Here is a 21936-nt window from a genome sequence, read left to right as displayed (position 1 = left end):
ACCCCAGCCCACCACAAGCGCCCCCACCAGGGCTTGGGCGAAGCCCCAAAAGTGCGGGCGGGTGGGCGAAAACCCCGCCCCGGGGGCGCACCCCAGACGGGGTGCCGGGGCGGAGCCCCGGAAGGGCGGGCGGATGGGTTACGTGTCGCATTGGAGCTCCGACCCACACACCCCACACCGCGCCGTAAACCTCCCCCGCACCGGCACCCGAATCCGCTGATGACACGTGGGACACGGAAACGACACCCGCAACGGCGACCCACCCTCGAACGCGTACCCCCCCGCCCGCACCGCCGAGACCCCGTCCCCCCGCTGCACGATCCGCCGGTCCGCCGCATACCGCCGCCGACCGGCCCACCCGCACCGCGCCAGCGGCGGCTGCCGCAGATCGGCCTGGGCCCGCGCCATCCCCGCCCGGTACGCGTCCCGCGCCTGCGCGCTGGAGAACCACGGCTCGATGTCGTCCCCGAACGCCAGCGCCCGCTTGGCCAGCACGTACCCGAACTCCTCCGGAGTCAGATACCCCAGCTTGCACGCCTGCCGCACCAGCCGGTCCCCGCGTACGTTGCTCTCCTCCCGGTAGGCGTCCAGCAGCAGCCACCCCGCCCCCAGATAGGCGGACGCGGTGTCGGTGAGGATCTCGTTGTCCCGGGTACCGGCGAACTCCAGCCCCAGCCGGTGCAGGTAGACGTGCATCACCTCGTGCGCCAGACAGGCCCCGATGTCCCGCCGGTCCTCCTTGAACCGCGAGTTGAGCTCGATGAAGTACTCCGGCCCGGCCTCCAGCTCGACGTTCCCGGCGTGCACCATGTCGCGGAACGCCACGATCATCCGCGCGTCCGGCAGCCGCAGGTGCTGCACGATGCTGCGCGCCACTTGCTGGGTGCCCAGGTAGATGTCGGTGTCCGGCGGCACCCGCACCTCGTCCGGCAGTACGCTGACCGCGAACGTGCTGATGGTGTCGTACGACAGTCTCCGGTAGAGCGCGGTCAAGGACGCCTGGATGGTCTCCAGGTGCGGGAAACCGTGCACGATCGGCCCGGAGTCCGGTCCTGACCGGTCCTCGGGTACGGCATGACGCGTCACGGGCACCTCCCCAGGGCTGTCGCCCTTACGAGCCTACGTGCCGCCGCCATGTTTCGCCCTCGGCTCAACCACGCCGCACCACCCCCTTCCGCGATCTACCGTCTGCGTCATGGAGACCGTACAACTCACCACTGACATCTGGATGTTGCGCTTCGCCGTGGGCCAGGCGTACGCGGTGCGCATCGCCGACGGCTTCGCCCTGGTGGACTGCGGCGCGGCCGGTGCGGAGCGGGACATCCTCGCCGCGCTGAGCGGACTCGGCGCCCGCCCGCAGGACCTGCGACAGATCGTGCTGACCCACTCCCACAACGACCACGCGGGCTCGGCCGCCGCGCTGGTCGCCGCCACCGGCGCCACGGTCGCCGCCGGTGCCGCCGACGCACCGGTCATCCGCGGCACCGTCCCCGAACCGCCACCGGTACTGCTGGACTGGGAGCGCCCGATCTTCGACAGCGTCGCGGCCACCGTCCCGCCCATGCCGCCGTGCCGCGTCGACCGGGAGCTGGCCGACGGCGACCTGCTCGACTGGGGCGTTGCGGCCCGGGTCCTGCACATCCCCGGGCACACGGCGGGCAGCGTCGCCGTCCATCTGCCGGACGCCGGGGTGGTGTTCACCGGCGACACGGTGGCGAACGTGGAGCGGCTGATGCTCGGCGTGTTCAACGTCGACCGCGAGCAGGCGGCGCAGTCATTCCGCAGGATCGCCGAACTCGACGTGGACATCGCCTGCTTCGGCCATGGCGAACCGATCCTGCAAGGGGCGGGGGACGCGCTGCGCGCGGTGTCGCCGTAGCTACTCGGCAAAGCGTGGCGCGCTCGCCTGCCAGGCGGTGAACAGCGGCAGCTCCCCGGTCGAGTCGAGGACCACGAGCCCGAAGGGCCGGTCGAACGCGATCTCCACCACCCGCGGCCGCGAGGTGACCATGCTCGCGTACCTCATCCTGACCACCGTGGCGGCGGCCGCCTCGATGCCCTCCTCGGCCACCTTGACCACCGCCTCCTGCACCACCTGGTCGATGGTGAGGGGATCCGGCGACAGCCCGGAGAAATCGGCGTGGTCCCCGGTGGCGATCTCCAGGCCCAGCGCCCCAAGGTGCTCGGTCACCTCGATCGTGCTGCGCAGCGCGAGCCGCGGCAGCAGCACCCGCACCTGGTCGGCGTCGATCCGGCCGCGCATCCCGCTCGGCGCCCACGCCGCGGGCAGCACCTCGGTCGCACCCCGTTCCGGCGAGCCGATGACGAACCGCACGACGGCCGGGGTGAACCCCTCGGCCGCGCACCGCAGTTCGACCACCCTGGTCAGGCCGCCGGACAGCTCCGGTACGGTCCACGCGGAGTGCGCCGAGAACGTCTTGGACATCGTCGGCACCTGGTGCACGGCCCCGGCCGCGTCGGTGAACCGGCGGTCACGGGTGTTCACCGTGTCGAACGGATCGGCCCAACGCGCCTTCAAAGCCAGCGCGTTGACCAGCAGCAGACGGGTTCGCGCCGCGATCCGCACCGGCAGCCGCTCGATCAGCCCACCGGTGGCGTCGCGCACCCAGGCGTCGATCACGGCCGGGGAGGCGTCGTCCAGCACCCCGAAGTCGACGTCCGGCAGCGCGCCGCGGAACCCCTCGCGCAGCGGCGAGCGGCTCCACACCCCGGTCGCCATGGTCAGGGCGTCGGTCTTCTCCAGCGCGCGCACCGCCGCGGCGACCGCGGCGGCGGGCTCCTGGCCGGTCTCCAGCACGTCCTCGAACGCGGCGGCGGTCCGGCCGCGCGCCCCCACCGAGACCGTGGCCAGGGCGAGCCACAAGCCCGCGGGTGAGGCCGCGAAGTCCCCGCCGGGCGTGCGGGCCACGGACTCCAGCCAGCGGTGCGCGAGTTGACGCATACCGTCAGCCTACGGCGCCATCGTCCTTTCGGACGATGGCACGGTGGCCACAAGGCGGACGCGGCCTCCCGCGCGGCCACGTAGCGTCAACGGTGTGCGCAGCGCCTCCGCCCGTTCCTCCGAGCTCCGTGTCAACGAAAGCCGCCGTCGCGCTGCTCCTGATCTCGGCCGCCCTCGTCGCCTGGGCGCCGCTGTCCAGCCCGGACGGCTCCGGCACCCGGGCGCACGGCGGATACGCGCGACGGCCGCCAGCACCGGCGGCGCACCGGTGCGGATCGACATCCCGCGTGGGGATGTCCATGCCACGACGGCCCCCCCCTCGGCGGGACCCCGGCCGCGCTGCCGCCCGGCTGCGCGGGCTGGCACGCCGCCAGCGCCGCCCCCGGTGACCCGGGACGTTCGGTGATCACCGGTGACCGGGCCGCCTTCCATGGGCTGCCCCGGCCGCGCCCGCACGACGCGGTCGAGATATCGATATCCCGCGCCGACGGCACCCACGTCTGCTCCTCGGTGACCGACGTCGAACCCACCACCTCCGGCACACCGCCGCGGCCCGTCGCCGAGCCCGGCCCCCAGTCCGCCGCGACGGCACGACCGCAGCTGATCACCCCGGTCACCCCGCACGAGGCGGTGGTCGCGCACGCCGACCGGCACGCGTGACCCCACCTGCCGAAACCCTCCCCGGCACCCGCACCGGGCGCTGACCGGCGCCGCCGGGGCATCCCGCCAGCTGCTGGAAGTCGAGACATCCGCCGCCGTCCACGAATTCCTGGCGACCCTGCGCCGCTCCCGCGCCGACACCAGCAGCGACGGCTCACCCCGACGGCCTGGATCCGTGGTGGCCCGCCGGGTCGGATACCACGACCCGGCCTACGTCAGCCGACTGTTCACCCGCCGGGTGGGCGTCGCACCGATACGCTTCCGCGCCCAACAACACCGCACGCTCCCCGGAGGCTGGAGCGACCGCGTCCCGGGCCCGGACCACCCGCCGACGACCGGCCCGGACTGAACCCACGACGCGGAACCGCCGCCACCGCGGTCCAGGATATGGACATACATTCCGATGCAATACCCCTTTCGGGTCGAGATCGTTGTGCTCGTCAGGTGAACGCACCTGAACGCCACAAGACTTGGGGACGTCTGTGCCTCCTCAAGCCGCCGTCCCGAAGGGCACCGCAGCCATGCCGACGCCGAACGACCCCGGGGACCCGCCCGCACTCGCCGGGGGCGCGGTTGGCCCCAGCCAACTGCGGCCACTGATCGACACCGTGCTGGGCGCCCTCGCCCAAGGCGCCACGGCCCGCGGCGGACCCATCCCGGCAGGCGGCCCCCGCTCGGTCGCCGACCGGCTGCGCGCCCAAGCCGCCCCCGTACTGCCCGCCAACGGCACCGGCGCCCAAGACGCGCTGCGCACCCTGGTACGCGCCGTCACCGAAGGCTCCGCCGACCCCGCGGAACCGTACTGCGCCGCACACCTGCACTGCCCGCCGCTCGCCCTCGCGGTCGCCGCCGACCTCGCCGCGTCCGCGCTCAACCCCTCCATGGACTCCTGGGACCAGGCCCCCGCCGCCACCGCCCTGGAGGTCGAGACCACCGCCGCGTTCGCCGCCCTGGTCTACCCCGACCTACCGCAACCCGACTGCCTGGTCACCACCGGCGGCAGCGAATCCAACCAACTCGGCCTGCTGCTCGCCCGGGAACGCGCCCGCGCCTGCGGAGCACCCGCAGTGCACATCGTGTGCGGCGACAACGCCCACCACAGCGTCCACCGCGCCGCCTGGCTGCTCGGCCTGCCCGAACCACACACCCTGCCCACCCACGACGGCACCCTGCACCCCGCCACCGTCGACCGCGCCCTGGCCGAACTCCACGGCCCAGCCCTGGTCGTCGCCACCGCCGGAACCACCGACACCGGCGCCATCGACCCCCTGCCCGGCATCGCCGAAGTCACCACCGCACACGACGCCGAACTCCACATCGACGCCTCCTACGGCGGATCGCTGCTGTTCAGCAGACACCACCGCGACCTGCTCAACGGCCTGCAGTCCGCCACCTCCGTCGGCATCGACCTGCACAAACTCGGCTGGCAACCCATCGCCGCCGGACTGCTCGCCGTACCGGACACCACCGCGCTACGGCCACTGGCCACCAACGCCGACTACCTCAACGCCCACGACGACGTCGAGGCGGGCTTCCCCGACCTGCTCGGCCGCTCACTGCGCACCACCCGCCGCCCCGACATCCTCAAGATCGCCGTCACCCTGCGGGCCCTGGGCCGCGACGGAATGGCCCAACTCGTGGAAAACGTCTGCCAGCAGGCCCAGCGACTCGCCGACCTCATCGAAGCCCACCCCGACCTCACCCTCTACGCCCGGCCCACCATCACCACCGTGCTGTTCCGCCCGAGCGGCGCCACCGACACCGAACTGGCCGCCACCCGCCGCGCGTTGGTGACCTCCGGCACCGCCGTACTCGGCCGCACCCACGCCGCCGGGCGCCTGTGGCTCAAAGCCACCCTGCTCAACCCCACCACCGAACCCACCGACTTCACCGCCCTCCTCGACCTCGTCGCCCGCACCGCCCGCGACACCCGGACCAGCCGACCGCCGTCGAACAGCCAGCAACCCTCCACCGGCCAAGACCCGCCCGGCGGAAACGCATCCCGGACCGGTCAGTAACCCACGGAAGGACACCGCCATGAACCCCGTCGAGCCCGCCGACACCCCTTCCACCGACGAACCCCTGGACCTGCTCGGCATCGGAATCGGCCCGTTCAACCTCTCCCTCGCCGCCCTCGCCGACGGCGTGCCCGACCTGCGCACCGCCTTCTACGACCAGCGCCCCACGTTCAGCTGGCACCCCGGCCAACTCATCCAGGGCACCACCCTCCAAGTCCCCTTCCTCGCCGACCTGGTGAGCCTCATCGAACCCGCCAGCCCCTGGTCGTTCCTGCGCTACCTCAAAGCCCGCGGCCGCCTGTTCCCCTTCTACTTCGCCGAGCGCTTCCACATCCCCCGCACCGAGTACGACGCCTACTGCCGCTGGGTCGCCGACGCACTGCCCACCTGCCACTTCAGCCACCAGATCGACGCCGTGCGCTGGAACCCCGAACGCGAACTGTTCCAGGTCGACTTCACCCGCCTCGACCCCGACGGCGAAGCCACCGCCGTCGGCCGCGCCCACAGCCGCAACCTCGCCATCGGCATCGGCACCACCCCCCACGTACCCGAACGGCTGCGCCCACTCGCCGAATCACCCAACGTCCCCGTCTACCACTGCGCCGACTACCTCACCCACCGCGAACAACTGCTCGCCGCAGGCCACGTCACCGTCGTCGGATCCGGACAATCCGGCGCCGAGATCTTCCTCGACCTACTGCGCCACCGCCCCCACGGCCGCGAACGACTCACCTGGATCGCCCGCACCGCGGCCTTCGCCCCCATGGAATACAGCAAACTCGGCCTGGAACACTTCACCCCCGACTACACCCGCTACTTCCACTCCCTCCCCGAACCCGTACGCGACCAACTCCTCCCAACCCAATGGCAACTCCACAAAGCCATCGACCACGAAACCATCAGCGCCATCCATGAAGAGTTGTACCAGCGCACACTGACAACCGAGTCCGGACAACCAGCCTGGCCCGACGTCACCCTCACCCCCGGCGTCTCCGTGCGCACCGCGGGCCGCATGGGCGCCGACCGCGTCGAACTCCACCTCGAACACATCCAGCAGGGCACCCAGAGCCGCATCACCACCGACGCCGTCGTCCTCGCCACCGGCTACCGGCAACGGCCCCTGGACCCCCTGCTCGCCCCCATCGACCCGTACCTGCGCCGCGACTCCGCCGGCCGCCCACGCGTCGACGAACGACACCGGCTCGTCCTCGACCCCTCCATCCACGGCGCCATCCACGTACAGAACGCCGAAATCCACACCCACGGCGTGGGCACCCCCGACCTCGGACTCGGCGCCTGGCGCTCCGCCGTCATCCTCAACTCCCTCACCGGCGACACCGCCTACGACCTACCGCAACGCACCGCCTTCACCACCTTCGGCCTGGACCCCCACCCCGCCCACCGCCCCACCCGCCCCGCCGTACACCGCCCCGGCACCGGCACCCCCACCATCAGAACCGCCGCACTCCCACGCGGCTGAGCCACCAGCCACCCCAGGCGACACCCCGCACACCACCGACACACGGCCCTCGGGCGCCAACCCACCTGCCACAGTGGAGACATGACCACAACACCACCGGCACCCCAGGACCAACCCCACCAGAACGCCCCACGCCTCGGCGTCCGCGGTGAGGCCCACACCGAAGCCGAACCCGAACTCGCCCGCATCACCATCACCGTCAACGCCCGCGGCACCGACCGCCGCGCCGCGCTCGACGACCTCACCCGGCGCAACAACACCGTCCTGGACCTCATCAGAACCCACCCGGAAGCCATCGAGAAGACCCAGACCAGCGCCCTGGTCATCACCCCCGAACTCGCCAAGGGACGCGGCGAACGCATCCGCTCCTACCACGGCCGCGTCCAGCTCGACGTCACCCTCAACGACTTCACCGCACTCGGCGAACTCATCACCCGCCTCACCGAACTCGACCTCACCCGCATCGACGGCCCGTGGTGGTCGCTGCGGCCCGACTCACCCGCCTACCGCACCGCCAGAACCCAGGCGGTACACGACGCCGTACGGCGCGCCCGGGAGTACGCCGAAGCGCTCGGCGGCGAGGTCACCGCACTCCTCGAACTCGCCGACACCGGGGTGGAATCGAGCGCCGCCCACCACAACCGGTCGTTCGCCCCCGCCGCCCCCGGCGGCACGGCCGGAGCCCAAACCCCGGCGATCACCCTCGAACCCCAACGCCAGACCGTGCACGCCCAGGTCACCGCGCATTTCACCATGACCCCACCAGACCTACGGACACCGTGAGTCACACTGAATGCCCTTGGGGGTGGCGTACACCGTTGCGATTCACGTCAACAACCCTTAACGAAGCGGACGTTCCCCCTTCTCCGCCAGACGGCGCCCTACCGGCAGGTAGGTCGTAGGCTCGGAAGCATGCGCCGAGCAAAGATCGTCTGCACTCTGGGCCCCGCCACAGACTCATACGACCAGATCAAGGCCCTGGTCGAAGCAGGAATGGACGTCGCCCGGTTCAACCTCAGCCACGGCTCGCACGCCGAACACGAGGACCGCTACCGCCGCGTCCGCAAGGCCGCCGACGAGACCGGGCGCAGCGTCGGCGTGCTCGTCGACCTTCAAGGCCCGAAGATCCGCCTCGGCCGCTTCGCCGAAGGCCCCGTACTCCTTGAACGCGGCGACGAATTCACCATCACCGTCGAGGACATCGAAGGCGACCGACAGATCTGCGGCACCACCTACAAGGGCCTGGCCGCCGACGTCAGCCGCGGCGAACGCATCCTCGTCGACGACGGCCGCGTCACCCTCGAAGTCACCGACGTCGAAGGCCCACGCGTCCACACCATGGTCATCGAGGGCGGACTCGTCTCCGACCACAAGGGCCTCAACCTGCCGGGCGTCGCCGTCAGCGTCCCCGCGCTCTCCGACAAGGACCTCGAAGACCTGCGCTGGGCACTGCGCATCGGCGCCGACATCATCGCCCTGTCCTTCGTACGCAACGCGCACGACGCGCAGGACGTACTGCGCGTCATGGCGGAGGAACAGCGGCGCATCCCCGTCATCGCCAAGATCGAGAAACCGCAGGCAGTCGAGCACCTCGACGAAATCGTCGACGCCTTCGACGGCATCATGGTCGCGCGCGGCGACCTCGGTGTCGAAATGCCCCTGGAAACCGTGCCGATGGTGCAGAAACGCGCCGTCAAACTCGCCAAGCGGAACGCCAAACCAGCCATCGTCGCCACCCAGATGCTGGACTCCATGGTCGAGGCCTCCCGGCCCACCCGCGCCGAGGCATCCGACGTCGCCAACGCCGTGATGGACGGAGCGGACGCGGTGATGCTCTCCGGGGAGACCAGCGTCGGCAAGTACCCGGTGGCGACCGTCAAGACCATGAGCCGGATCGTCGCCGCAGCCGAGGAGGACATGCTCGCCGCCGGACTACCCCCGCTCTCCGAGCGCGGCAAGCCCCGCACCCAGGGCGGCGCCGTCGCCCGGGCGGCCGCCGAAATGGGTGACTTCCTCGGCGCACGGTTCCTCGTGGCGTTCACCCAGAGCGGCGACACCGCACGACGGCTGTCGCGCTACCGCTCGCCGATCCCGGTCCTGGCGTTCACCCCGGAACCGGCGACGCGCTCCCAACTCAGCCTGACCTGGGGCGTGGAGACCTTCCTCGGCCCAATGGTCCAGACGACCGACGAGATGGTCGAGCAGGTCGACGAACACCTCCTCCGCCTCGGCCGCTGCAACCGCGGCGACGTGGTGGTCATCACCGCGGGATCACCCCCCGGCGTCCCCGGCACGACGAACATGGTCCGGGTCCACCACATCGGCGAGGACGACTCGCCCAAGTAGCACAGCCGTTGGGCCCCTGAGCTCAGGGGCGGAGCAGCGCGGCACACAGCCGGTCGATCTCGCCATCGGTGTTGTAGTAGTGCACGGAGGCACGCACCACGGACTCCAGACCACGCGCATCGAAGTCCCAGCGCGCCGAACCGGCCACCGAGACCGAGACGTTGATCCGCTGCCCGCGCAGCTCCTCGGCCACGCGATGGCTGTCATGCCCGTCGACGGTGAAGGCCACGATGCCGCACTGCCGCACGCCCCGGTCGTGCAGGCGCACTCCCGGCAGAGCACTCAGCCGGTGGCGCAGCGCGTCGGCGAGCAGGGTGACGCGGTCCTCAATGGCGTCCAGACCCAGGTCGAGCGCGTAGTCGACGGCCACGCCCAGACCGATCTTCCCAGCGAAGAACGTCTCCCAGCTCTCGAACCGGCGGGCGTCCTCCCGCACCCGGTAGCTGTCGCCGGAGGTCCACTCGGCGGCGTGCAGGTCCAGGAACGGCGGCTCCAACTGGGCGCGGACCCGCGGTGAGCAGTACAGGAACCCGGTGCCGCGCGGGCCGCGCAGGAACTTGCGGCCGGGCGCGGTGAGTAGATCACAGCCGATCTCCCGCACGTCCACAGGCATCTGGCCCACCGACTGGCACGCGTCCAGCAGATACACAACTCCCGCCTCCCGGGCCACCTTTCCGATCTCCGCAGCCGGGTTGACCAGCCCGCCCTGGGTCGGCACATGAGTGACGGCGATCAGCTTGACCCGGTCGTCGACCATCCGCCGCAGCGCGTCCACATCGAGCTGACCGTGTTCGTCGTCGGGCACCACGTCGACCTGCACGCCGTGCCGGCGGGCGGTCTGCAGGAAGGCTATGGCGTTGCTGGCGTACTCGGCCCGGGCGGTCAGGATACGGTCGCCCGCCGACCAGGGCAGCGAGTAGAAGGCCAGGTCCCAGGCGCGGGTGGCGTTCTCCATCACCGCGATGTCCTCACGGGCGGCTCCGACCAGACGGGCGAGCGCGTCATAGGTGTGCTCGATGCGCTCGGCCCGCGCGGCCGCGGCCTCGTAGCCGCCGATCTCCTCCTCCAGCCGCAGATGCTCGACAACGGCGTCGACCACCGGCCGGGGCGGCAGGGCGGCCCCGGCGTTGTTGAGATGGGCAACCCTTTCGCAGCCCGCCGTATCCTCACGCACCCGCTCGACGTCGATCCGCACCATCCGCTCCCGCCTTAGTACTTGGGACCTATGTGTTGATCCATCATGGCCACGGATGCCCTGCGGGCAACGGAGATGTTCCAGGCGTTCGCCTGTTTCCACTCGACGCCGAGGCGGTCGAGGGTGTCGGTGTAGAGGCGTCGGATGTCCTCCGACTTGTTGGTGAAGAAGTAGCGGGGGTACTCGTAGCGTCTGCGCCGCCCCGCGATAGTGCGCTCGGTCCCGTTGATGGTGCGGGAGCCGTCGGAGTGGACCAGCCCGCGGACGAACTCCCAGGGGGTAAGCGTTGACCACTTCCCTTTGCCAGGGCGATGAGACCGGGCCAGCCGTTGGCGCAGGCGATGCGGAGATAGCAGCCACCGCGCGGGTGCGGGCTGACGCAGCCGTCGCCGAGGTACAAGCCGAGCAAGTAGGCGTATGCGTCGGTGGGTTGGGGGAGCGCGGGTCGATCTCCGCACCGGCAGCAGGCACTTGGACGCAGCGGCTCCAGGCGAGCTCACCAGGCGCGTATGGCGGAGCGGGAGACACCCGTCTGCCTGCTGATCGAGTTGAGACTGCGGCCTTGGTGGACCAGGGCCAGGGTGCGCTTGCGCGTCGGAAGGTCGTACACCCGATCGATCCTGGCGGAGAGTGAACCACCCATGGCCGAATCGAAGGGCTGTTCACTCTAACCAGTGAAGATCGCAAATGGTTCGATGACCTTGGAAAGAAAGGAGAGTGCCCCGGGTCGGATTCGAACCGACACTGTATGGGTTTTGAATCCATTGCCTGCTGCCAGTTGGGCTACCGGGGCCCCTTCGAAATGAAGGATAGCGGATACCCGCCATGACTCAAACCTACAGGACGTAGGTAGGCTCGTGCATGCATCCCCGCACCGAAATGAGGAGCCGAAGCCCAGTGACCGCCGCTGACGCCCCCGATGGGACCACGCCCCCGGCCGCCGTTGCCGAAGGCGAACCGTCGCACGTTCCGCCGCACACCACGCGGGTCGTCATCGCCGAGGACGAGGCGCTGATCCGCCTCGACCTCAAGGAGATGCTCGAAGAAGAGGGGTACTCCGTCGTCGGCGAGGCCGGAGACGGCCAGCGGGCCGTGGAACTGGCCGAGGAGCACCGGCCCGACCTGGTGATCCTGGATGTGAAGATGCCCGTCCTGGACGGCATCTCGGCCGCCGAGCGGATCGCCAAGCAGCGCATCGCCCCGGTGCTGATGCTCACCGCCTTCTCGCAGCGCGAACTGGTCGACCGGGCGCGGGAGGCGGGTGCGATGGCGTACCTGGTCAAGCCGTTCAGCAAGAGCGACCTGGTGCCGGCCATCGAGATGGCCGTCTCCCGCTTCACCGAGCTGCGCGCGCTGGAGGCGGAGGTCGCGGACCTGGCCCAGCGGCTGGAGACCCGCAAGCTGGTGGACCGGGCGAAGAGCGCGTTGCAGACGGCGTACGGGCTGAGCGAGCCTGCCGCCTTCCGGTGGATCCAGAAGACGTCGATGGATCGCCGGATGTCGATGCAGCAGGTGGCGCAGGCCGTGATCGAGGAGGTCACCGGCGGTAACGCCGAGAAGGGTACGTCGGGCTGAGCCGCGTCGCCCGGCGGCGGGCGCTGGCCGTGCGCGGCGGGGTGCTGGGGAAGATGATGGTGACGGCGCTGGTCCGTCCGGCGCTGAGGCAGTAGCCGCCGCCCAGGAGTTCCGTCGGCGTTATCGGCGTTATCGGCGTCCACGCCGCGCATCACCTCCTCTCCTGGGCACCGCACACCCGCTGCACACCGCTGGAGTGACAGGTGAACCAGCAACACCGCGGCGAGGCCGGCAAGGCCGAGCGCCGCCGTGCGGCGAGGTTGAGTGATGCAGGTTTGCACATGCCTGCCGCACCGGCCTGGATGCGCTGGCTGCCGGTGGCGTATGTGGTGCTGGTGCTGGTCCTGGAGCCGGTGACTCCGGTGCAGTGGCCGGTGAGTTTCCTGTTGATCGCGCTGCCGGTGATCGCCGCGTACACCCAGGGTCCGGTGGGGGTCGCCGCGGTGACGCTGTTCGCGGTGGTGTTCGAGGCGGTCTTGGCCGGGACTCCGTGCTGTGCGGGGCGTATGGCGAACGACCTGTGGGAGAAGCACTACGTCGGCGCGTACGTCTCCACCGCCATCGTCGGTTTGATCGGTACCGCGCTGTCCGCTCACCGTAAGCGGCAGGAGGCGCATCTGCTGCATGCCAACTCGGTGGCCGAGGCGCTGATGCACACGCTGCTGCGGCCGGTTCCGCACCAGGTGGGGCATGTGCTGGCGGCGAGTTTGTACCACCCTGCGGAGGCTGGGACGATGGTGGGCGGGGATCTGTTCGACATCTGCGCCACCCCGGCGGGTGAGCGGGCCATCATCGGTGATGTGCGCGGCAAGGGCTTGCAGGCGGTGCGTACGGTCGCCGATGTGCTGGGCAGTTTTCGGCAGGCTGCCTATGATCCGGGCGATCTGCGGCAGGTCGCGGTCAGTATGGAGCGGCGGATCACGCGGGAGGCGGAGGCGGTCCTCGACGACGAGTTGTTCGTCACGGCCGCTTTGGTCGAGTATGACCCGCTCGCGCAGCGCGTGACGATCGTCAACCACGGCCATATCGAGCCGGTGGTGATCTCGGGTGGCGAGGTGAACGAGTTGACCGGGCCGCCCGCGCTGCCGTTGGGGTTGGGGGTGCTGGCCCCGGAGCGTCCGGTCGCCTATGAGCACCGGCTCGCTCCGGGGGATGTGCTGTTGTTGTGCACGGACGGCTTGATAGAGGCCCGTGATCACGACGGGGGCTTCTATCCGCTGCTGGACCGGTTGCGCAGCCGTTTCGCGGGGCGGCCGGTGCCCACGCCCATGGATGTGATCGACTTTCTTGACACCGATCTGCCGCGGCATGCCCGGGTGCTCCATGACGATGTGGCGATCTTGGCGATCGCCCCGCGTGGGCGGTAGGCGGTGGTCAGGCGGTCTGGTTGCCGCCGGGTGTCGAGGGGCGCAGCATGCAGGTCAGTCGGGCCGAGCAGACGCGGCGCTGTTGTTCGTCGGTGATGACGATCTCGTAGGTGGCGGTGGAGCGGCCGCGGTGGACCGGGGTGGCTACGCCGGTGACGGTGCCGGAGCGGATGCCGCGGTGGTGGGTGGCGTTGAGGTCGACGCCGACGGCGATCTTGTGGGGTCCGGCGTGCATCATGGCGCCGACCGAGCCGAGGGTCTCGGCGAGTACCGCTGAGGCGCCGCCGTGCAGCAGTCCGTAGGGCTGGGTGTTGCCCTCGACCGGCATGATGCCGACGACCCGCTCGGCGGAGGCTTCGAGGACCTGGATGCCCATGCGGGTGCCCAGTGTTCCGGCGGAGAACAGGGACGGCAGGTCGATGCCGAGTCCTGCGTACTGTTCGATGATCTCCGGCGGGAACTTGGTGGGGGCCTGGGTGGCGGCCTGCTCGCCCATGTCGGTCGGCTCCGATCGTCTTCGGTCGGTCGCGGTGGGGGTTCCGGGTTGTTCCGGGACCGGCACCGCCGTGGGTCCCGGGGGCGCCGGTCGCGGCCCCCGGGAGAGTGCGTCAGCAGCGTCCTATCAGGTGTTCAGGTGGCTGGTGCGGCCGTCGCGGGGTGGTTTTGATCACGTGTGGCTTCCAGGCGTATGACGATGGACTTCGACGCTGGAGTGTTGCTGGTGTCGGCGGTGTGGTCCAGCGGGACCAGGACGTTGGTCTCCGGGTAGTACGCGGCGGCGCAGCCGCGGGTGGTGGGGTAGTGGACGACGCGGAATCCGGTGGCGCGCCGCTGGGTTCCATCGGACCACTCGCTGATCAGGTCGGCGTATGCGCCGTCGGTCAGGCCGAAGGCGTGGGCGTCTTCGGGGTGGAGCAGGACGACGCGGCGGCCGCCCTTGATGCCCCGGTAGCGGTCGTCGAGGCCGTAGATGGTGGTGTTGTACTGGTCGTGCGAGCGCAGTGTCTGCAGCAGTAGTCGTCCTTCGGGTACCTGGGGGTACTCGATGGGGGCGGCGGTGAAGTTCGCCTTGCCGGTGGTGGTGGGGAAGCGGCGGCTGTCGCGGGGGGCGTGCGGCAGGGTGAAGCCGCCGGGGTGGCGGATCTTGGTGTTGAAGTCGGCGAAGCCGGGGACGACGCGGGAGATGCGGTCGCGTACCAGGTCGTAGTCGGCTTCGAAGTCGGTCCAGGGCACGACGCTGTCCGGGCCGAGGGTGGCGCGGGCGAGGCGGCAGATGATGGCGGGTTCGGAGAGCAACTGGGTGCTGGCGGGGGCGAGTTGGCCGCGGGAGGCGTGGACCATGCCCATGGAGTCCTCGACGGTGACGAACTGCTCTCCGGTGGCCTGGACGTCCTTCTCGGTGCGGCCGAGGGTGGGGAGGATCAGGGCGCGGGCTCCGGTGATCACATGGGAGCGGTTGAGCTTGGTGGAGACGTGGACGGTGAGTCGGGCGCGGCGCATGGCCGCCTCGGTGACCTCGGTGTCCGGGGTGGCGGCGACGAAGTTGCCGCCCATGGCGAAGAACACCTTTGCCGTGCCGTCGCGCAGTGCGCGGATGGACCGGACGACGTCGAGACCGTGTTCGCGCGGTGGCGCGAAGCCGAACTCCTTTTCCAGGGCGTCGAGGAAGGCGGGCGCGGGGCGTTCGAAGATCCCCATGGTGCGGTCGCCCTGCACGTTGCTGTGGCCGCGTACGGGGCAGACCCCGGCGCCGGGGCGGCCGACGTTGCCGCGCAGAAGGAGGAAGTTGACGACTTCGCGGATGGTGGGGACGGCGTGTTTGTGCTGGGTGAGGCCCATCGCCCAGCACACCACGATGCTGCGGGAGCTCACGACCATGTCGTGTAGTTGCTCGATGCGCTGGCGGTCCAGGCCGGTGGCGCGCAGCACCTCGTCCCAGTCGGTGGCGCGGGCGGTTTTGGCGAACTCCTCGAAGCCGTGGGTGTGTTGGTCGACGAACTCGGTGTCGACGGCTCCGTCGGTCTCCAGGATGAGCCTGTTCAGGGCGCGGAAGAGCGCCTGGTCGCCGCCGAGTCGGATCTGCAGGAACAGGTCGGTGAGCGGGGTGCCGGAGCCGACGAGTCCGCGGGCGGTCTGCGGGTTCTTGAAGCGTTCCAGTCCCGCTTCGGGCAGCGGGTTGACGGTGACGATCCGGGCGCCGTTGGCCTTGGCCTTCTCCAGTGCGGACAGCATCCGTGGGTGGTTGGTGCCGGGGTTCTGTCCGGCGACGATGATCAGGTCGGCGCGGTGGAGGTCGTCGAGGAGCACACTGCCCTTGCCGACGCCGAGGGTTTCGGTGAGCGCGGAGCCCGAGGACTCGTGGCACATGTTGGAGCAGTCGGGCAGGTTGTTGGTGCCCAGTTCGCGGGCGAACAACTGGTAGAGGAACGCGGCCTCGTTGCTGGTGCGGCCCGAGGTGTAGAACACCGCCTCGTCGGGCGAGTCGAGCTGGCGCAGTTCCTCGGCGATGATCTCGAAGGCGCGCTCCCACGGCACGGGTTCGTAGTGGTCGGCGCCTTCGGGCAGGTACATCGGCTGGGTCAGCCTGCCTTGCTGGCCGAGCCAGTAGCCGCTGCGGGTGGCGAGGTCGGGCACGGAGTGGCGGGCGAAGAACTCGGGGGTGACGCGGCGCAGCGTCGCCTCCTCGGCGACGGCCTTCGCGCCGTTCTCGCAGAACTCGGCGCGGTGTCGCTTGTCGGGCTCCGGCCAGGCGCAGCCGGGGCAGTCGAAGCCGTCCTTCTGGTTGACCTTGAGCAGGGTCAGCGTGGTGCGGCGCACGCCCATCTGCTGTTGTGCGATGCGTAGCGTGTGCCCGATGGCGGGCAGCCCGGCGGCGGCGTGCTGCGGCCCGGTGACGTCGGGCGCGTCCTGGACCGGGTCCCCTGCGGGCGGCTTGGCTGCCATCGTCGTCCCCTTCACTGCGTGCCGGTACGCCGCTGGCCGCGGCCGGCGGCGCGTGTTCGATGCTGTCTGGGTCGATCCTGCCACGGAGCGCTGACAGTGGGGGCGGGGGCGGCGTCGCGGGCGGGGCTGTCAGTGGTCCGTGGGAGGATCGGAGGCGTGGCAGCAAAGGCATCGAAGACGACGGCGAAGAAGACCGCGACGACCACGGGGACGACCGGGGGCCAGAAGGGAGGGCGGCCGCGCCTGCTCCTGCTGGACGGGCACTCCTTGGCGTACCGGGCGTTCTTCGCGCTGCCGGTGGAGAACTTCAACACCGCCACCGGCCAGCCGACGAACGCGATCTACGGGTTCACCTCGATGCTGGCCAACACGTTGCGTGACGAGCAGCCGACGCATCTGGCGGTGGCGTTCGATGTGTCCCGTAAGACGTGGCGGATGGAGGAGTACCCGGAGTACAAGGCCACCCGTTCCAAGACTCCGGACGAGTTCCGCAGCCAGGTCGAGCTGATCGGCGAGTTGCTGGACGCGATGCGGGTGCCGCGGTTCGCCGTGGACGGCTTCGAGGCCGACGATGTGATCGCCACCTTGGCCACCCAGGCCGAGCAGGCGGGTTACGAGGTGCTGATCGTCACCGGTGACCGGGATTCGTTCCAGTTGGTCAGCGAGCATGTGACGGTGCTGTACCCGACCCGGGGCGTGTCCGAGTTGACCCGGTTCACTCCGGAGAAGGTCGAGGAGAAGTACGGCCTCAGCCCCCGGCAGTACCCGGACTTCGCGGCGCTGCGCGGTGACCCGTCGGACAACCTGCCGGGCATTCCCGGTGTCGGTGAGAAGACCGCGGCCAAGTGGATCATCCAGTTCGGCTCGTTCGACGAGTTGGTCAAGCGGGTCGACGAGGTCAAGGGCAAGGTCGGGCAGAACCTTCGCGACCATCTGGAGGCGGTCAAGCTGAACCGCCGCCTGACCGAGATGGTGCGGGATGTCGAACTGCCGGTGGGTCCGGAGGGACTTGGGCGTCAACCCTACGACCGGGCTTCGCTCGATGTGGTGTTGGAGGCGCTGGAGTTCCGGCACGCCAACTTCCGTGAGCGGCTGTACGCGGCCGACCCCGGCACCAATGAGGCAGCGGAGGCGGTCGCCGACGGGGTGGAGATCGACGGTCAGGTACTGGGCGCCGGTGAGCTGGCCGGCTGGCTGGAGCAGCACGGCCGGGGCACGGTCGGGGTGGCGACCGTCGACTCCTGGGCGCTGGGTTCCGGGACGGTCACCGAGATCGCGCTGGCCACCGAGGAGGGACCGGCGGCCTGGTTCGATCCGGCGCACCTGGTGGAGGGCGACGAGAAGGCGTTCGCGCGGTGGATCGCCGACCGGGACCGTCCCAAGGTGCTGCACAACGCCAAGGGCGCCATGCGGGTCTTCGCCGAGCACGGCTGGACGGTGGACGGCGTGGTGATGGACACCGCGCTGGCCGCGTACCTGATCAAGCCCGGGCGGCGCTCGTTCGCCCTGGACGCGCTGTCGGTGGAGTACCTGGGCCGTGAGCTGAGCATCTCCGAGGGCGACGGCGGGCAGTTGGCGTTCGGCGTGGACGACGGCGCCGAGGCGCAGGAGCTGATGCTCCAGGCCCGTACGGTGGCTGACCTGGGCGAGGTGTTCAGCGCCCGGCTGGCCGCGGACGGGGCGCTGGAGCTGCTGCGGGACGTGGAGCTGCCGATCTCGGCGCTGCTGGCCCGGATGGAGCGGCACGGCATCAGCGCCGACCGCGAGTGGCTGGAGCGGATGGAGCAGCAGTTCGCCGCCGCCGTTCAGCAGGCGGTCGCCGAGGCGCACCGCTCGGTGGGGCACGAGTTCAACCTGGGCTCGCCCAAGCAGTTGCAGGAGGTGCTGTTCGGCGAGTTGGGGCTGCCCAAGACGAAGAAGACCAAGACCGGTTACACCACGGACGCCGACGCGCTGGCCTGGCTCGCCGGGCAGACCGACCACGAGCTGCCGGTGATCATGCTGCGCCACCGTGAACAGGCCAGGCTGCGCTCCACTGTTGAGGGCCTGATCAAGACCATCGCGCCCGACGGCCGGATCCACACCACCTTCAACCAGACGGTGGCCGCCACCGGACGGCTGTCGTCCACCGACCCCAACCTGCAGAACATCCCGGTGCGCACCGACGAGGGACGGGCGATCCGCCGGGGCTTCGTGGTCGGGGAGGGCTATGAGTCGCTGCTGACCGCCGACTACAGCCAGATCGAACTGCGGGTGATGGCCCATCTGTCCGAGGACGAGGGCCTGATCGCCGCCTTCACCTCCGGCGAGGACCTGCACACCACGGTGGGTTCGTACGTGTTCGACGTTCCGCGGAAGAACGTGGACGCCGAGATGCGCCGCAAGATCAAGGCGATGTCGTACGGGCTGGCCTACGGGCTGTCGGCGTTCGGCCTCTCCCAGCAGCTGGGCATCGAGGCCGCCGAGGCGCGGGCGCTGATGGACACCTACTTCGAGCGGTTCGGCGGCGTCCGGGACTATCTGCAGCGGGTGGTGGAGGAGGCCAGGGTCACCGGCTACACCGAGACGCTGCTGGGCCGCCGCCGGTATCTGCCGGACCTCAACAGCGACAACCGGCAGCGCCGGGAGATGGCCGAGCGGATGGCGCTGAACGCGCCGATCCAGGGTTCGGCCGCCGACATCGTCAAGATCGCGATGTTGCGGGTGGACGAGGCGCTGACCAAGGAGCAGCTGCGGTCCCGCACTCTGCTGCAGGTGCACGACGAGATCGTGCTGGAGGTGGCGCCCGGCGAGCGTGAGCAGGTGGAGGAACTGGTCCGCCGGGAGATGGCCGGTGCCTACCCGCTGCGCGCCCCGCTCGACGTCTCCGTCGGCCACGGCCCCGACTGGGAGTCCGCCGCGCACTGACCGCCCCTTCGGCGCGAGCGCACTCGCCCGGCGCGGACCACCGCGGTGAACGCCGCCGTGGCCAGCGCCAGGCCCGCGCCCGCGCCGAAGGTGGCGGAGGCGATCAACGACGCCATGTCACGCGGCCGGTCCCGTCGGCAGCGCAGCGCCGCCCCCGCCACCGCGCCCACCGCAAGCGCCCCGCCGCCCGCCCGCCTGCCCCGCACCGTCAACCGCGGCACCGCGGGCGGCGGTACGCGCGGCGCGCGCCGCAACGCCCGTGCCGTGCACAGCCCGAGGGCGGCCAGCCCCGCGGCCGAACCCGCGTACTGCGCCCAGTGGTACAGCGGTACGCCGCACGCCGTGCGGTCCAGCACCGGCAACAGGCGTACGCCGCCGCGCCCTTGATGGGTGAAGGCGTCCCAGCCCAGATGAGTGGCCGCGCCGGTCGCCGCCGAGACCCAGAACCATCCGGCGTCCCGAACCGTCGGCATCCGCACCCCGCCCGGCGCCACGCCCAGCAGCAGCGCCGCTCGGCCGCCGAGCCGCGGCGGCAGCAGGGCGGTCAACGGCCCGCGCACCGCGCACCAGCCGCCCGCGAGCCCCACCGCGAGCAGTGGGTCGAGCACGACCGCACCGGCCAACGCGTGGGTGGCACGGCCGCTTTGGCCGGTTCCGGGGAGCAACGAGTCGAGGAAGAACGGCACGTCAGGGGCGAGCGACCCGGCGACCAGCCCCGCCGCCAGCAGCGGCCCACGCCCCCGTACGGTGCCCGAGGCGTCGGTGCGCAGCAGGGGCAGCACCGCCGCGGGATGGCTGAAGGTGAAGGGCATCCGTGCCTCCCGTCGCCGTGTTTCGCACTGTTCATCACCATCTCCGTCACGGACGGTGGCTCCGGTTCACAAGTTGCCGTAGTGTCCGTTTCGTTGTCGCGCTGGGGAGCGCACACGACACACCATTCGGGAGGGAAAAGGCGTATGTCTGTGCCGTTCGGCCGACGGATACGCAAGGGGGCGGCGGGCACCGCGATCGCGGCGTTGGCGATGGCGGCGCTCACCGCCTCACAGGCCCCGGGCGTGGCCCTGGGGGTGGCACACGGCAGTACCGTGGCCCCGCCTCCCGGACCGCCGATCGACGGTGGAAAGCCGTACATCACCAATCTGCCGCCGCTCAACTCGCCGGTGCGGCCCGGCGGTAGCGGGCAGCCCGGCACCGGTCCTGGCACGGGTGTCGGAGCGGGCGGTGCGGGCATCCCCGCGACGGTACTAGCCGCGTACCAGAGGGCCGAGGCGGCGCTCCGCAGCAGCAGCCCCGGCTGCCAGCTGCGCTGGCAACTGCTCGCGGCGATCGGCGAGGTGGAGTCCGGCCAGGCGGACGGCGGCAACGTGGACGCCAACGGAACCACCCGCACCCCGATCCTGGGCCCGGTGCTGGACGGCACCGGCGGCAACGCCAACATCGCGGCCAGCGGCACCAGTTACTACGACGGCGGCCTGGCGTACGCCCGCGCGGTCGGCCCCATGCAGTTCATCCCGTCCACCTGGGCGCAGTGGGGAGCGGACGGCAACGGCGACGGCATCAAGGACCCCAACAACATCTACGACGCGTCGCTCGCCGCCGCCGGCTACCTGTGCGCGGCGGGCGGCGACCTGGCCGACCCGAACGGCCTGGACCGCGCGATCCTGGGCTACAACCACTCCCAGGACTATCTGAACACCGTCAAGGACTGGTACCAGTACTACCTCAACGGCACGCACGAGGTCCCGGACGGCTCCGGTGGCGGCTCGGCGACCGGTGCCGGGGGCGGCCGGGTGCCGTCTGCGCAGCCGTCGCCGTCGGCATCGCCCAGCGGCGGTGGCCGACCGGGCGGCGGACCGTCAGCGCCCCCGTCGCACAGCCCGCTGCCTACCGTCTCAGCCAGCGGCAGCATCGGCCCCGGGCCCAGCGGCAGCCCCTCGCCGCACCCGTCCGGCAGCGGCAGCCCCAGCCCCTCGCCCTCTGGCGGGTGCCCCAGCGGTTCGCCCAGCCCGTCGCCCTCGCCATCCGGTAGCGCCAGTGCTTCGCCGTCGCCGAGCCCGTCGCCCTCGCCGAGCGGCAGCGCGTCCGCGTCGCCCTCGCCGTCACCGTCGCCGAGCGGTGGCCTGTGTCCCACCCCGAAGCCGAGCGGCGACGCCAGCCCGTCGCCGTCCCCTTCCGCGGCGCCCAGCCAGTCGGCGCACTGACGCACGGGCACATAAGGAGGGCCGGGTCCAAACGACCCGGCCCTCCTGACGTTGCGTCAGCGAACGTGTTCTCTTTTGGTGTTCCGGTTGCTACCGTGCGACGGGCCAGCCAGCCCACACCGGGAGGCCGCCCATGCGCGCACTGATCGCCGCGGTCATCGGACTCGCCGCAGCGCTGGCCCTGATCCTGACGGTCACGGCGATCGGCGCGCCGACCGGCAGCACCTCGCCCAAGCCGCTGCTGACCACCGTTCCGCGGCATCCGTGAAGGGGGCCGGGAGA

At 70.8% G+C, this 21936-nt stretch carries 17 protein-coding genes, 1 tRNA gene and 2 pseudogenes; 12 read left to right on the top strand and 8 right to left on the bottom strand.

The window, feature by feature from the left end:
- Window positions 1–138 precede the first annotated feature (138 nt).
- A complete protein-coding gene (locus tag NON19_RS29995; protein WP_255932306.1) occupies window positions 139–1086 on the bottom strand; it encodes a hypothetical protein in 948 nt (315 codons plus the stop codon).
- 109 nt (window positions 1087–1195) lie between these two features.
- Here NON19_RS29995 and NON19_RS29990 point away from each other — a divergent pair, with 109 nt between their 5' ends.
- Window positions 1196–1879: an MBL fold metallo-hydrolase gene (locus NON19_RS29990; RefSeq protein ID WP_255932305.1), complete on the top strand. Its 684-nt coding sequence runs from the start codon at window positions 1196–1198 to the stop codon at window positions 1877–1879.
- Here NON19_RS29990 and NON19_RS29985 read toward each other — a convergent pair whose 3' ends face one another.
- The gene (locus tag NON19_RS29985; RefSeq protein ID WP_255932304.1) at window positions 1880–2962 is read right to left on the bottom strand and encodes a serpin family protein; all 1083 of its coding nucleotides are present in this window, start codon (window positions 2960–2962) and stop codon (window positions 1880–1882) included. It abuts the gene before it with no gap.
- A gap of 402 nt (window positions 2963–3364) precedes the next feature.
- On the opposite strand from NON19_RS29985, the gene NON19_RS29980 reads away from it, so the two are divergent.
- The 6 genes and pseudogenes from NON19_RS29980 to pyk all read left to right on the top strand — a co-directional run bounded on the left by NON19_RS29980 (window position 3365) and on the right by pyk (window position 9466).
- Complete coding sequence (locus tag NON19_RS29980; protein ID WP_255932303.1) at window positions 3365–3622, top strand: hypothetical protein; 258 nt, start codon at window positions 3365–3367, stop codon at window positions 3620–3622.
- 19 nt (window positions 3623–3641) lie between these two features.
- Window positions 3642–3971, top strand: a pseudogene (locus NON19_RS29975) (helix-turn-helix domain-containing protein); the annotation flags it as partial.
- 172 nt (window positions 3972–4143) lie between these two features.
- Complete coding sequence (locus NON19_RS29970) at window positions 4144–5640, top strand: pyridoxal phosphate-dependent decarboxylase family protein (protein ID WP_255932302.1); 1497 nt, start codon at window positions 4144–4146, stop codon at window positions 5638–5640.
- A 19-nt stretch (window positions 5641–5659) separates the two neighbouring features.
- A complete protein-coding gene (locus NON19_RS29965; RefSeq protein WP_255932301.1) occupies window positions 5660–7120 on the top strand; it encodes a lysine N(6)-hydroxylase/L-ornithine N(5)-oxygenase family protein in 1461 nt (486 codons plus the stop codon).
- A gap of 81 nt (window positions 7121–7201) precedes the next feature.
- Window positions 7202–7903 carry an SIMPL domain-containing protein gene (locus tag NON19_RS29960; RefSeq protein ID WP_255932300.1) on the top strand — a complete coding sequence of 234 codons (702 nt, stop codon included), beginning with the start codon at window positions 7202–7204 and terminating at the stop codon, window positions 7901–7903.
- A 129-nt stretch (window positions 7904–8032) separates the two neighbouring features.
- Entirely contained in the window at window positions 8033–9466 is a 1434-nt protein-coding gene (pyk, locus tag NON19_RS29955; protein WP_255932299.1) for a pyruvate kinase, read from the top strand.
- Window positions 9467–9488: 22 nt separating this feature from the next.
- On the opposite strand, the gene NON19_RS29950 is transcribed toward pyk, so the two are convergent.
- From NON19_RS29950 to NON19_RS29940, 3 genes and pseudogenes are all read right to left on the bottom strand, one after another.
- The gene (locus NON19_RS29950) at window positions 9489–10664 is read right to left on the bottom strand and encodes an aminotransferase class V-fold PLP-dependent enzyme (RefSeq protein WP_255932297.1); all 1176 of its coding nucleotides are present in this window, start codon (window positions 10662–10664) and stop codon (window positions 9489–9491) included.
- Between the two features lie 11 nt (window positions 10665–10675).
- Window positions 10676–11271 (bottom strand): annotated as a pseudogene (locus NON19_RS29945) (helix-turn-helix domain-containing protein).
- A 108-nt stretch (window positions 11272–11379) separates the two neighbouring features.
- Window positions 11380–11454: transfer RNA gene (locus NON19_RS29940), tRNA-Leu, on the bottom strand.
- A gap of 104 nt (window positions 11455–11558) precedes the next feature.
- On the opposite strand from NON19_RS29940, the gene NON19_RS29935 reads away from it, so the two are divergent.
- Together NON19_RS29935 and NON19_RS29930 are read left to right on the top strand one after the other, a co-directional pair.
- A complete protein-coding gene (locus NON19_RS29935) occupies window positions 11559–12236 on the top strand; it encodes an ANTAR domain-containing response regulator (protein ID WP_255932296.1) in 678 nt (225 codons plus the stop codon).
- A 281-nt stretch (window positions 12237–12517) separates the two neighbouring features.
- Complete coding sequence (locus NON19_RS29930; protein WP_255932295.1) at window positions 12518–13603, top strand: PP2C family protein-serine/threonine phosphatase; 1086 nt, start codon at window positions 12518–12520, stop codon at window positions 13601–13603.
- A 7-nt stretch (window positions 13604–13610) separates the two neighbouring features.
- On the opposite strand, the gene NON19_RS29925 is transcribed toward NON19_RS29930, so the two are convergent.
- The gene (locus tag NON19_RS29925; RefSeq protein ID WP_255932294.1) at window positions 13611–14099 is read right to left on the bottom strand and encodes a PaaI family thioesterase; all 489 of its coding nucleotides are present in this window, start codon (window positions 14097–14099) and stop codon (window positions 13611–13613) included.
- A gap of 134 nt (window positions 14100–14233) precedes the next feature.
- Window positions 14234–16546, bottom strand: coding sequence for an FdhF/YdeP family oxidoreductase (locus tag NON19_RS29920; protein ID WP_255932293.1), 2313 nt, complete (start codon window positions 16544–16546; stop codon window positions 14234–14236).
- 156 nt (window positions 16547–16702) lie between these two features.
- Here NON19_RS29920 and polA point away from each other — a divergent pair, with 156 nt between their 5' ends.
- Window positions 16703–19453 carry a DNA polymerase I gene (polA, locus tag NON19_RS29915; RefSeq protein WP_255932292.1) on the top strand — a complete coding sequence of 917 codons (2751 nt, stop codon included), beginning with the start codon at window positions 16703–16705 and terminating at the stop codon, window positions 19451–19453.
- Here the strand turns inward: polA and NON19_RS29910 are convergent.
- Window positions 19384–20265 (bottom strand): DUF4184 family protein, encoded by an 882-nt coding sequence (locus tag NON19_RS29910; protein WP_255932291.1) that lies wholly within the window; start codon window positions 20263–20265, stop codon window positions 19384–19386. The two genes, polA and NON19_RS29910, sit on opposite strands and share 70 nt — an antisense overlap.
- 144 nt (window positions 20266–20409) lie before the next feature.
- Here NON19_RS29910 and NON19_RS29905 point away from each other — a divergent pair, with 144 nt between their 5' ends.
- Window positions 20410–21654, top strand: a complete 1245-nt coding sequence (locus tag NON19_RS29905; RefSeq protein WP_255932290.1) for a lytic transglycosylase domain-containing protein — start codon at window positions 20410–20412, stop codon at window positions 21652–21654.
- 133 nt (window positions 21655–21787) lie between these two features.
- Complete coding sequence (locus NON19_RS29900; RefSeq protein WP_255932289.1) at window positions 21788–21922, top strand: SPW_0924 family protein; 135 nt, start codon at window positions 21788–21790, stop codon at window positions 21920–21922.
- The last annotated feature ends 14 nt before the right edge of the window (window positions 21923–21936 follow it).

This window comes from Streptantibioticus rubrisoli, assembly GCF_024436055.1.
Lineage (GTDB): Bacteria > Actinomycetota > Actinomycetes > Streptomycetales > Streptomycetaceae > Streptantibioticus_A > Streptantibioticus_A rubrisoli.
The sequence above is the reverse complement of the archived record's forward strand: the minus strand, read 5'-3'. Positions and strand labels throughout refer to the sequence as shown.

Excerpts from the sequence above, each read along its gene's own strand:
- NON19_RS29985 (WP_255932304.1), bottom strand. The coding sequence starts at position 2,962 with ATGCGTCAACTCGCGCACCGCTGGCTGGAGTCCGTGGCCCGCACGCCC.
- pyk (WP_255932299.1), top strand. The coding sequence starts at position 8,033 with ATGCGCCGAGCAAAGATCGTCTGCACTCTGGGCCCCGCCACAGACTCA.
- NON19_RS29920 (WP_255932293.1), bottom strand. The coding sequence starts at position 16,546 with ATGGCAGCCAAGCCGCCCGCAGGGGACCCGGTCCAGGACGCGCCCGAC.
- NON19_RS29965 (WP_255932301.1), top strand. The coding sequence starts at position 5,660 with ATGAACCCCGTCGAGCCCGCCGACACCCCTTCCACCGACGAACCCCTG.
- NON19_RS29960 (WP_255932300.1), top strand. The coding sequence starts at position 7,202 with ATGACCACAACACCACCGGCACCCCAGGACCAACCCCACCAGAACGCC.
- NON19_RS29970 (WP_255932302.1), top strand. The coding sequence starts at position 4,144 with ATGCCGACGCCGAACGACCCCGGGGACCCGCCCGCACTCGCCGGGGGC.
- NON19_RS29925 (WP_255932294.1), bottom strand. The coding sequence starts at position 14,099 with ATGGGCGAGCAGGCCGCCACCCAGGCCCCCACCAAGTTCCCGCCGGAG.
- NON19_RS29990 (WP_255932305.1), top strand. The coding sequence starts at position 1,196 with ATGGAGACCGTACAACTCACCACTGACATCTGGATGTTGCGCTTCGCC.
- NON19_RS29950 (WP_255932297.1), bottom strand. The coding sequence starts at position 10,664 with ATGGTGCGGATCGACGTCGAGCGGGTGCGTGAGGATACGGCGGGCTGC.
- NON19_RS29905 (WP_255932290.1), top strand. The coding sequence starts at position 20,410 with ATGTCTGTGCCGTTCGGCCGACGGATACGCAAGGGGGCGGCGGGCACC.
- NON19_RS29910 (WP_255932291.1), bottom strand. The coding sequence starts at position 20,265 with ATGCCCTTCACCTTCAGCCATCCCGCGGCGGTGCTGCCCCTGCTGCGC.
- NON19_RS29900 (WP_255932289.1), top strand. The coding sequence starts at position 21,788 with ATGCGCGCACTGATCGCCGCGGTCATCGGACTCGCCGCAGCGCTGGCC.
- NON19_RS29930 (WP_255932295.1), top strand. The coding sequence starts at position 12,518 with ATGCCTGCCGCACCGGCCTGGATGCGCTGGCTGCCGGTGGCGTATGTG.